We start from the raw sequence: 9570 nt of genomic DNA on the forward strand, positions 1-9570 counted from the left end.
CCCGGCCGCCTGTTTCACCTGGGCGCCGGTGGGCGCGTTGTGCTGCATGTAGCCGACCAGGTCGACGAAGGCGTTGAAGTAGGCCGCGGTGATGACCTTGCCGATCTCGGTGTTGGAATAGCCGCCGCCGGCCGCGGCCCCGAAGCCGCTCCAGCCGCCGCCGCCGCCGCCGAGTTCGAAGCCGATGTCGGTCTTCTGCGAGACGCCCTCGGCCACGTAGAGCTGTTCCGTGGTCCGCGCGTCGACCAGGGTGATCAGCGCCTGGGCCTCGGACTTCTTCGTGCGCAGGCCGCCCGCGAGCGCGCCGAACCCGCCCAGCCGGCTGCCGAACGCGCCGGCGATCGCGCCGATGTTGTTGCCGCCAGAGTTCGAATTCGAGTTGGCGATGTCGGGGATGATGAAGAAGTCCGCCGCCGCCACCTGGCCGCGGCCGATGTTGGCGCCGCGCCGCAGGTCGCCGCCGGCGCCCAGTTCGGCCTCCTGGTTGCGCATCGCCAGGCCCATGTTGCGGTCGACGATCCGCAGGCAGTTGGAGCGCATGGCGAACAGCTTCAGCAGGGTCTCCGGGCTCGACAGGCCCAGCTGGGTCCACCAGCGGGTCTCCGGCTCCTGGATCGCCGCGCGGCCGAGCGGCGCTGCGCAATGCGGCAGCTCCGGCGTAGCGGCGTTTTTCGGGCCCTTCTTGTCCATGCCGTACTGGGCGGCGGCCGGAGAGGCTGTCATCGCCGCCGCCGCCACGGCGAGCACGACGGAGATGGTGATCTTGCGCATGGGAGACGATCCTCGAAGAACGGAGTTCAGGGTATCACGCGACTGAAGGCATTCAATGGCTGCGCCGTAGCGATACGGCAAGGCTGTACCTGCATACGGCCGCCTATTTGCGGTTGATCCGAGTGATCGCTTGAACCTCAGCGGAAGATGAAGATCCCGCTCCCGGCGGCCGCCGGCGCCTCGGCCAGCCCCCGAATCTCCAGCTTCGCCTGCCGCGCGCCGCACGCGCAACGCAGCCGGTCCTCGAGCGCGGGCAGGGGATGGCGCGCCAGGCCCTGGCCGAGCCACGGCCCCGGATCGAGCACCGCCTGCAAGCCGCAACCGCACTGCGCCCAGAGCGTCGAGCGTCCCGCCGTCACCTGGCCGAGCCGCACCGCCCCGGTCGCCGGCTCCGTCGCCCGCCAGGAAGTTCCGTCTGCCATGCTGCGCCTCCGATAGGTGAACAAAAGCAGAACTCCTTCCTCTTGGCGACTCCGTAAAGGCTGTGTCTTGTGGATGGGGCGCAACCGCGCGTGGTCCCTGGAGCCGACCGCAAATGCGGCCGATTCCCGAGCGGCTGTCGACGGCGCACGCCTCGCGCGCTTGTGGATCAGAGCTTTTCGCTGAGCTTGATCGCCGCGCGGCAGCCCGCGCCGACGACCGCCGAGAGCAGGCGGTGGGCCGGCGCCTCGCGCGCGCCTTCCTCGACGGCCTTGTCGCGGTGCGCGACCTCCTCGTCGCGGAATTTCGAAAGCTCGGCGGCGAGCTCGGGCTCGAGGGCGGCGAGCTCCTCGATCTGGCCGGCGTAGTGCCGCTCGATGACCGTCTCGACCGCCTCGGTGCAGGCGTGGACCGCCTTCTCGCCGAGCAGGGCCGTGCCGGCGCCGAGCGCAAAGCCGGCCAGCCGCCAGACCGGCGCCAGCGCGGTCGGCCGCACCCGGCGTTCGGCGATGAGCTTCTCGAACCGCGCAAGGTGCAGCGCCTCCTGCGCCTCCATCTCGGCAAGCTGGCCGGCGACGCGCGCCTGGCCGCGGGCCTCGCCCAGCACCGCCCGCTGGCCGCGGTAGATGGCCACGGCGCCCAGCTCGCCGGCGTGGTCGACGCGCAGGATCTCGGCCAGCCGTGCGGCAAGGCTGCCCCCGCCGGGCCGCGGGGCGACGAAGTGGGCGGCGGGAGCGGGCTTGTCGGTCATGCCTTCGACCTTTCGCGCAGCGCCGCGGCGGCGCTCAAGCCGGCCAACGCCAGCGAGATCAGCGCGTTCCAGCCGGCCATGGAAAGACCGAGGAACACCCAGGCGGCCTTGTCGCACGATGGGCCGCGGACCTTGGCCCCTTGCAGCAGCGCCGACATGGCGTCGGCGCTGACGCCCGCCGAGCCGGCGCCGGAGCAGGTCGTGGGCCCGGGCCAGAACTTCCACTCCGCGCCGGCGTGGTAGACGGCCAGGCCGGCGCCCGCCAGGAAGGCCAGGCCCAGGATCCAGCAGGTCGCCTGCCGCAGGCGCGGTCCCCCCGGCAGCCGGACCAGGATCATGAAAGCCGCGGCAAGCCCGCCCGCCCACCAGTAGACCTCGCGCTGCTTCAGGCAGAGGGTGCAGGGGGCGAGGTGGCCGAAGGTCTCGAAGGCGTGGGCGATCGCCAGCATCGCCGCCGAGGCGACGACCGCGCACAGCCGCCAGCGGTCTAGGAAGGGGCGCAGGAAGCCGGTCATCGCCCTCGATATGAGCCCAAAGCGCGGCTCAGCCAACGACCTTCAGCGCGACGACCGCGCCGACCAGCAGGGTCGCGAAGATCGCGCTGTAGAGGCCGAGCCGGCGCTCCACCTCCGCGCGGATCCCCGGCCCGAAGTACTTCAAGAGGGTCGCCGACAGGAAGAAGCGCGCGCCGCGGGTGACGATCGAGGCCCAGACGAAGGTGAAGAGGTCGAAGCGCGCGAGGCCGGCGGTGATCGTCACCAGCTTGTAGGGGATCGGCGTCAGCCCCTTGATCAGGATGATCCAGACGCCCCATTGGGCGAACCACTGGTGGAACTCCTCCTGGCCCTGCGGATGGCCGAAGAGGCCCAGGATGGTGTGGCCGAGCGGCGCCAGCCAGACGCCGATGGCGTAGCCGAGCAGCCCGCCGAGCACCGAGGCTATGGTGCAGATGCCGGCGAACAGGTACGCCCGCTGCGGCTTCGCCAACACCATCGGCGCCAGCATGACGTCCGGCGGGATCGGGAAGCAGGAGCTCTCCGCGAAGGAGACGATCGCCAGCGCCAGCGGCGCATGGCGCGATCCGGCCAGGTCGATCACCCAGTCGTAGAGTTTGCGAAGCATCGACGCCCCAACGGAGGATTTACGCGTTCAGCTAGCAGGCGCCGCGGGCCTTGTCTCGTCCGGCGCTATATAGTTTCGTCTGTGACCAAATTTCGGTGTGGAGTGTGCGCGATGGGCGCCGAGACGACGATCGCGGCCGAGGATCTATTCGACAATCCTCTGGGCACCGACGGCTTCGAGTTCGTGGAGTTCACCTCGCCCGAGCCGGAGCGGCTGAAGGGCCTGTTCGAGCTGATGGGCTTCACCGCCGTGGCGCGTCATCGGTCGAAGGACGTGCTGCGCTTCCGCCAGGGCGACATCAACTTCATCCTCAACATGGAGCCGTCCGGCCAGCCGGCGGACTTCCGCCGCGCCCACGGGCCCTCGGCCAACGCCATGGCCTTCCGGGTGAAGGACGCCGGCCGCGCCCTCAAGCTCGCCGTCGAACGGGGGGCCAAGCCGGTCACCGGGCCGGTCGGGCCGATGGAGCTGAACATCCCCGCGATCGAGGGCATCGGCGCCTCGAACCTCTATCTCGTCGACCGCTACGGCGCGCAGGAGATCTACGACGTCGACTTCGTCGCCATCCCCGGCGCGGCCGAGACGGCGGCGGCCAACTCCGTGGGCCTGACCTACATCGACCACCTGACCCACAACGTCTTCCGCGGACACATGGCCGCCTGGGCCGACTTCTACGAGCGGATCTTCAACTTTCGGGAGATCCGGTACTTCGACATCGAGGGCCAGCAGACCGGCCTCTTCTCCAAGGCCATGACCAGCCCTTGCGGCAAGATCCGCATCCCGCTGAACGAGAGCCAGGACGACCGCTCCCAGATCGAGGAGTTCCTGCGCGACTACCGCGGCGAGGGGATCCAGCACGTGGCGCTCGGGACCCCGGACATCTTCCATGCCGTCGAGGCGATGCGGGCGCGGGGCGTGCGCTTCCAGGATACGCCGCAGACCTATTACGAGCAGCTCGCCGCGCGCGTGCCCGGCCACGGCGAGGACCTGCAGCGGCTGGAGGCCGACCGCATCCTCGTCGACGGCGCGCCGACGCAGGGACAGGGCCTGCTCCTGCAGATCTTCACCGAGAACATGATCGGCCCGATCTTTTTCGAGCTGATCCAGCGAAAGGGGAACGAAGGTTTCGGCGAGGGCAACTTCAAGGCCCTGTTCGAGTCCATCGAGCTCGACCAGATCCGCCGCGGCGTGCTCACCGCCAGGCAGGGCTGAGCCGTGGGCGGGGGTTGGGCTCTCGCCGCCCACGGCGGCGCGGGGGTGATCGAGCGCGGGCTGCTGCGTCCTGATCAGGAGGCGGCCTATCGTCGGGCCATGGCGCACGCCGCCGAGGCGGGGGCCGCGGTGCTGCGCGCCGGCGGCCGCGCGCTCGCCGCCTGCGAGGAGGGCGTGCGGGCGATGGAGGACGACCCGCTGTTCAACGCCGGGCGCGGCTCGGCCTTCACCGCCGACGGCGAGGTCGAGATGGACGCGTCGATCATGGACGGCCGCGACCTGGCGGCGGGCGCCGTGGCCGGGGTGATCAGCATCAAGAACCCGGTCTCGCTGGCGCGCGCGGTGATGGAGCGATCGCCCCATGTCTTCCTGGTCGGCCACGGCGCGGAAGCCTTCGCCCGCAGCGAGGGCCTGGAGACTGCGCCGCCGGCCTATTTCTTCACCCTGCGGCGCTGGAGCGCCCTGGAGCACGCCCTCGACGAGCGCGGCCTGCCGCCGCCGCCCAGGCCTGCGGGCGTGGTCGACGACCTCGCCGCGGCGCTCGCCCACGACGAGGGCAAGCGCGGCACGGTGGGGGTGGTGGCCCGCGACGTCTACGGCGACGTGGCGGCGGCGACCTCGACCGGCGGGACGACGGGCAAGCGCTGGGGCCGGGTCGGCGACAGCGCCATCATCGGCGCCGGCGCCTACGCCTCCAACCGCGGCTGCGCAGTCTCGGCGACGGGCGCCGGCGAGTACTTCATCCGCCTGGCCGTGGCCAAGGAGATCTGCGCCCTCGTCGAGCACAGGGGCCTTGCCCTGCAGGCGGCGGCGGACGCGGTGGTGCAGGAGCAACTGACCGCGCTGGGCGGCGACGGCGGGGTGATCGCGGTCTCCCCCGACGGCGCCGTCGCCTGGAGCTTCAACACCGCGGGCATGTACCGCGCCCGCATCGGCGCGGCCGAGCCGCTGACGGTCGGCCTCTACAAGGACGACCCCTAAGGTGGGCGAGGACCTGGAAGCCGCCGCGCGCGAGGAGCTCGAGCGCGCTTGCACGCTCGCCTGGCGCGACCTTGCGGCCCACACGCCGTGGGGCGACATCTTCGAGGGCTTCACGCCCGCCGGCCGCGAGGTCGCCTTCGAGCGCAGCTACCTGTGGGAGGATGGCGCCGGCGGCGACATCCGCGTCGAGGTCGTCGTCTATCCGCCGCAGGCGTACGAGGCGGGCGTGCGGCTGACCCGGGTGATCAAGCGTTCGGGGTAGGCGGCGGAAGGGGCTGCCGCGAAGGGAACATCGGGTGAGGAACCGGAATGAAGCTCGCGTCTCTGAAGGACGGCCGTGACGGGCGGCTGGTGGTGGTCTCAGACGACCTGGCCTGGTACGCGCCGGCCGACGCGGTCGCGCCCACGCTGCAGGCGGCGCTCGACGACTGGGAGCGCGCCGAGCCGATGCTGCGGGCGCTGGCCGGGACGCTGGAGCATGGCGCCGTCCCGCGGGAGCGGTTCCACGAGCACGACGCGGCGAGCCCGCTGCCGCGGGCCTACCAGTGGGCGGACGGCTCGGCCTATGTGAATCACGTGGCCCTGGTGCGGAAGGCGCGCGGGGCGGAGATGCCGGACAGCTTCTGGACCGACCCATTGATGTACCAGGGCGGTTCCGACGGCTTCCTCGGGCCGCGCGACCCGATCCCCCTCGCCGACGACAGCTGGGGACTGGATCTGGAGGCCGAGGTCGCGGTCATCACCGGCGATCTGCCGCGCGGCGCGGACCGGGAGGCGGCCCTCGCCGCCATCCGGCTCGTCATGCTGTGCAACGACGTCTCGCTGCGCAACCTGATCCCGGGAGAGCTCGCCAAGGGTTTCGGATTCTTCCAGTCCAAGCCGGCCTCGGCCTTCTCTCCGGTGGCGGTGACGCCGGACTCGCTCCATGGCTGGCGCGACGGAAGGTTGTGCGGCGCGCTGGAGGTTGAATTGAATGGCAGGCCCCTGGGGCAGGCGGACGCCGGCGTCGACATGACCTTCGACTTCGGGAGCCTGGCGGTCCACGCCGCCCGCACCCGCGACCTCGCCGCGGGCACGATCATCGGCTCCGGCACGGTCTCCAACCGTGGACCCGACGGCGGCCCGGGCCGGACGATCGAGGAGGGCGGGGCGGGCTATTCCTGCCTGGCCGAGCTGCGCACCGTGGAGACCCTGACGCACGGCGCGCCGCGGACGCCCTTCCTCAAGGCCAAGGATGTCGTGCGCATCGAGATGCGCGACGCGCGCCGCCGCACCATCTTCGGCGCCATAGAGCAGGAGGTGAGGGGGCCATGAGCGCCGACGACGCCGAGGCGCGGCTGCGGCTCGACAGCTATCTGCCGTACCGCCTGTCGGTGGCGTCGAACGCGGTGTCCGGCCTGATCGCGCGGGCCTATCAGGACCGCTTCGGCCTGACGATCCCGCAGTGGCGGGTGATCTGCGTGCTGGCGAGAGACGGCCGGCTGACCCAGGGGCAGATCGTCGGACGCACCTTCATGGACAAGGTCACCGTCAGCCGCGCCGTCCAGGGGCTGGCGGCCCGTCGCCTGGTGGACCGCTCCGAGCATCACGCCGACGGCCGCTCGCACATGCTGGCCCTGGCGCCGGAAGGCCGGCGGCTGTTTTCCGAGATCGCTCCCCTGGCCCTGGCCTACGAGACGGCCCTGATCTCCGGCCTCGCGCCGGAAGAGGTCACGCTCCTGCGCCGGCTGCTGACGCGCCTCCAGTCCGCGGCGGCGGCGTTGGTCGGCGAGGGCGAGCGGCCGCCGATCGGCTGAGCCTGGCCCCGTCAGTGAACGGTGCGCACGCCCCAGCGGTGCGAGCCTTCGCCGAACGGCAGGTGGAAGCCGTAGGCGGCGCGCCGGCGCTCGTCGCGCCAGTTTTCCTCGAAGCTGTGGATCAGCGCGGCCTGCAGCTCGTCCGGGATCTGCCGGACGTCGTGGCCCAGCGAACGGGCGACCTGCTCGATCACCAGCGCGCGGTGCGCTTCGCCGCCGAACGAGACGAGGACGTCGCGGACGCGCTTGGCGAGGTTTTGACTGGGACGCGCCAGCTTCTTGCTGGAGCGCGGTTCGGGGGCGTTTTCCAGGGGCTTTGACATGGCCCTGCAACCATGACGCAAGTGGGTTTGACGGCCGGTTAAAGTCCAGGTTGAACAGGTGGTTAATTCGCGTCCAGGTTTAGGATTCGGTAACCCTTTTTCCGCCTCTACCCCAGCCCGCCCGCAACCGCGGCGCGGTACACCACCAGCGACGCCAGATAGGCCAGGGCGGTCATGTAGAACAGCATGACGATCGGCCAGCGCCAGGAGTTGGTCTCGCGCTTCACCACGCCCAGTGTCGAGGCGCACTGCGGGGCGAAGACATACCAGGCCAGGAACGACAGCCCCGTGGCGATCGACCAGTGGTGGGCCAGCATGGTGGCGAGCGTGCCCGGCGCGGAGTCGGCGTCGCCCACGGCATAGACGGTGCCCAGCGCCGCCACCGCCACCTCGCGCGCGGCGAAGCCCGGGATCAGCGCCACCGTCATCTGCCAGTTGAAGCCGATCGGCGCCAGCAGCGGTTGCAGCATGTGGCCCAGCCGCCCTGCGATCGAATAGTTGATCGCCGGATCCGTCGTCCCCTTCGGCGCGCCGGGGAAGGACGACAGGAACCAGATCAGGATCATGAGCGGGAAGATGATCCGCCCGGCCCGTTCGATGAAGATCTTGCCGCGCAGGAACAGGTTGCGGGCGACGTTTTCCAGATCGGGCAGCTTGTAGGTCGGCAGCTCCATCAGGAAGGGCTCGACGGCGCCGCGCCAGAACAGCTTGCGCATCAGGAACGAGACGCCGAGCGCGCTGAGAATCCCCGCGGCATAGAGGCTGAACATCACCAGCCCCTGCAGGCTCAGGACCCCCCACACCGTGCGGTGCGGGATGAAGGCCGAGATGATCAGGGTGTAGACCGGGATCCGCGCCGAGCAGGTCATCAAGGGGGCGACCAGGATGGTGGTCAGCCGGTCGCGCTTGTTGTCGATCACCCGCGTCGACATGATTCCCGGGATGGCGCAGGCGAAGGACGAGAGCAGCGGGATGAAGGCGCGCCCGTGCAGGCCCGCCCCACCCATGATGCGGTCCATCAGGAAGGCGGCCCGGGCCATGTAGCCGAAGTCTTCCAGCAGGATGATGAACAGGAACAGCACCAGGATCTGCGGCAGGAACACCAGCACGCTGCCGACGCCGGAGATCACCCCGTCGGTCAGGAAGCTGGTCAGCAGGCTCGGCGGCAGCTCGTGGGCGACGAGGCCGCCCAACGCCTGGAAGGCGGAGTCGATCAGGTCCTGCGCCGGCTTGGCCCAGGTGAACACCGCCTGGAACATCAGGAACAAGAGGCCCAGCAGGATCGCTAGGCCCGCGACCGGGTGCAGCAGCACGCAATCGATGCGGCCGGTCAGGGTATCCGGCCGCTCGGGCGGGCGCACGCAGGCCTTCAGGATGCGCTGCGCCTCGCGATGCGCCTGGCGGATCTCGGCCGCGGTCGGCTCGCGCCAGGTGTTCTCGCCGGTCGGGACGGCGCGGGCGGTCTCGTCGATCTGGGCGACCAGGTCGTCGACGCCGCGCTTGCGCGTGGCGACGGTGGTGACGATCGGGCAGCCCAGCTCGCGCTGCAGCCCGACAAGGTCGATCCTCAGGCCCTGGCGCTGGGCGATGTCGTACATGTTGAGCGCCAGCACCATCGGCCGGCCGACGGCCTTCAGCTCCAGGATCAGCCGCAGGACGAGCCGCAGGTTGGTGGCGTCGGCGACGCAGACCAGGACGTCGGGCGTCTGCTCGCCGGCGAGCCGGCCCAGCACCGCGTCGCGCGTCACCGCCTCGTCCGGGCTGCGGGCGCGCAGCGAATAGGTGCCGGGCAGGTCCAGCACCGAGAGCGTGCGGCCCGAGGCGGTCTTCAGCTGGCCTTCCTTCCGCTCGACGGTGACGCCGGCGTAGTTGGCGACCTTCTGGCGGCTGCCGGTGAGCGCGTTGAACAGGGCCGTCTTGCCGGAATTCGGATTGCCCACCAGCGCGACCCGCGCCGTCCGCGCGAGGGTATCGGTGACGGCGTTCATCCGCGGCGGGCGCCGACTGCGCGCGTCGCGAACCGCACCCAGACGTCCTCGGCGTCGCGCCGGCGCAGCGCCACGCGCATGTCGTCGACGCGAACCGCGATCGGGTCGCGGCGGATGGCGCCCTCGTGCAGCACCTCGATCTCAGCGCCCTCGACGAAGCCGAACTCCAGCAGCCGGCGCTGCAGCTCCTCGACGCCGACCCCGTG

The 9570-nt window shown here is 70.9% G+C and carries 13 protein-coding genes; 5 read left to right on the forward strand and 8 right to left on the reverse strand.

The genetic code is table 11. The features are described from left to right. From VJS38_RS08335 to VJS38_RS08355, 5 genes are all read right to left on the reverse strand, one after another. Nucleotides 1-771: CsgG/HfaB family protein (locus VJS38_RS08335; protein ID WP_324087689.1), on the reverse strand; the 771-nt coding region annotated here is incomplete at its 3' end. 137 nt (nt 772-908) lie between these two features. Further along, nucleotides 909-1193 carry a hypothetical protein gene (locus tag VJS38_RS08340; protein WP_324087690.1) on the reverse strand — a complete coding sequence of 95 codons (285 nt, stop codon included), beginning with the start codon at nt 1191-1193 and terminating at the stop codon, nt 909-911. A gap of 167 nt (nt 1194-1360) precedes the next feature. Continuing rightward, nucleotides 1361-1942: a demethoxyubiquinone hydroxylase family protein gene (locus VJS38_RS08345; protein ID WP_324087691.1), complete on the reverse strand. Its 582-nt coding sequence runs from the start codon at nt 1940-1942 to the stop codon at nt 1361-1363. Beyond that, a complete protein-coding gene (locus VJS38_RS08350; protein ID WP_324087692.1) occupies nt 1939-2457 on the reverse strand; it encodes a disulfide bond formation protein B in 519 nt (172 codons plus the stop codon). Before VJS38_RS08350 ends, VJS38_RS08345 begins: the two co-directional genes overlap by 4 nt. A 28-nt stretch (nt 2458-2485) precedes the next feature. After that, on the reverse strand, nt 2486-3064 hold the full coding sequence (locus VJS38_RS08355) for a YqaA family protein (protein WP_324087693.1): 579 nt from the start codon (nt 3062-3064) through the stop codon (nt 2486-2488). Nucleotides 3065-3175: 111 nt separating this feature from the next. Here VJS38_RS08355 and hppD point away from each other — a divergent pair, with 111 nt between their 5' ends. The 5 genes from hppD to VJS38_RS08380 are packed head-to-tail and all read left to right on the forward strand — an operon-like array spanning nt 3176 to nt 7053. Then, the gene (hppD, locus tag VJS38_RS08360) at nt 3176-4276 is read left to right on the forward strand and encodes a 4-hydroxyphenylpyruvate dioxygenase (RefSeq protein ID WP_324087694.1); all 1101 of its coding nucleotides are present in this window, start codon (nt 3176-3178) and stop codon (nt 4274-4276) included. Nucleotides 4277-4279: 3 nt separating this feature from the next. Continuing rightward, a complete protein-coding gene (locus VJS38_RS08365) occupies nt 4280-5257 on the forward strand; it encodes an isoaspartyl peptidase/L-asparaginase (RefSeq protein ID WP_324087695.1) in 978 nt (325 codons plus the stop codon). A 1-nt stretch (nt 5258) separates the two neighbouring features. After that, a complete protein-coding gene (locus tag VJS38_RS08370; protein ID WP_324087696.1) occupies nt 5259-5519 on the forward strand; it encodes a hypothetical protein in 261 nt (86 codons plus the stop codon). Between the two features lie 47 nt (nt 5520-5566). After that, on the forward strand, nt 5567-6571 hold the full coding sequence (locus VJS38_RS08375) for a fumarylacetoacetate hydrolase family protein (protein ID WP_324087697.1): 1005 nt from the start codon (nt 5567-5569) through the stop codon (nt 6569-6571). Further along, nucleotides 6568-7053 (forward strand): MarR family winged helix-turn-helix transcriptional regulator, encoded by a 486-nt coding sequence (locus VJS38_RS08380; protein WP_324087698.1) that lies wholly within the window; start codon nt 6568-6570, stop codon nt 7051-7053. The genes VJS38_RS08375 and VJS38_RS08380 overlap by 4 nt, the downstream gene beginning before the upstream one ends. Before the next feature lie 11 nt (nt 7054-7064). On the opposite strand, the gene VJS38_RS08385 is transcribed toward VJS38_RS08380, so the two are convergent. From VJS38_RS08385 to VJS38_RS08395, 3 genes are all read right to left on the reverse strand, one after another. Next, entirely contained in the window at nt 7065-7376 is a 312-nt protein-coding gene (locus VJS38_RS08385) for a hypothetical protein (protein ID WP_324087699.1), read from the reverse strand. A gap of 107 nt (nt 7377-7483) precedes the next feature. Beyond that, nucleotides 7484-9364: a ferrous iron transport protein B gene (gene feoB, locus VJS38_RS08390; RefSeq protein WP_324087700.1), complete on the reverse strand. Its 1881-nt coding sequence runs from the start codon at nt 9362-9364 to the stop codon at nt 7484-7486. After that, nucleotides 9361-9570, reverse strand: a 210-nt coding sequence (locus VJS38_RS08395; RefSeq protein WP_324087701.1) for a FeoA family protein, incomplete at its 5' end; no start/stop codon positions are given. The genes VJS38_RS08395 and feoB, both read right to left, overlap by 4 nt.

The organism is Phenylobacterium sp., from assembly GCF_035276905.1.
GTDB lineage: Bacteria > Pseudomonadota > Alphaproteobacteria > Caulobacterales > Caulobacteraceae > Phenylobacterium.

What these genes read in the sequence shown, in the direction of transcription:
- VJS38_RS08340 (WP_324087690.1), bottom strand. Translation starts at nt 1,193, where the DNA reads ATGGCAGACGGAACTTCCTGGCGGGCGACGGAGCCGGCGACCGGGGCG.
- VJS38_RS08345 (WP_324087691.1), bottom strand. Translation starts at nt 1,942, where the DNA reads ATGACCGACAAGCCCGCTCCCGCCGCCCACTTCGTCGCCCCGCGGCCC.
- VJS38_RS08350 (WP_324087692.1), bottom strand. Translation starts at nt 2,457, where the DNA reads ATGACCGGCTTCCTGCGCCCCTTCCTAGACCGCTGGCGGCTGTGCGCG.
- VJS38_RS08355 (WP_324087693.1), bottom strand. Translation starts at nt 3,064, where the DNA reads ATGCTTCGCAAACTCTACGACTGGGTGATCGACCTGGCCGGATCGCGC.
- hppD (WP_324087694.1), top strand. Translation starts at nt 3,176, where the DNA reads ATGGGCGCCGAGACGACGATCGCGGCCGAGGATCTATTCGACAATCCT.
- VJS38_RS08375 (WP_324087697.1), top strand. Translation starts at nt 5,567, where the DNA reads ATGAAGCTCGCGTCTCTGAAGGACGGCCGTGACGGGCGGCTGGTGGTG.
- VJS38_RS08380 (WP_324087698.1), top strand. Translation starts at nt 6,568, where the DNA reads ATGAGCGCCGACGACGCCGAGGCGCGGCTGCGGCTCGACAGCTATCTG.
- VJS38_RS08385 (WP_324087699.1), bottom strand. Translation starts at nt 7,376, where the DNA reads ATGTCAAAGCCCCTGGAAAACGCCCCCGAACCGCGCTCCAGCAAGAAG.
- feoB (WP_324087700.1), bottom strand. Translation starts at nt 9,364, where the DNA reads ATGAACGCCGTCACCGATACCCTCGCGCGGACGGCGCGGGTCGCGCTG.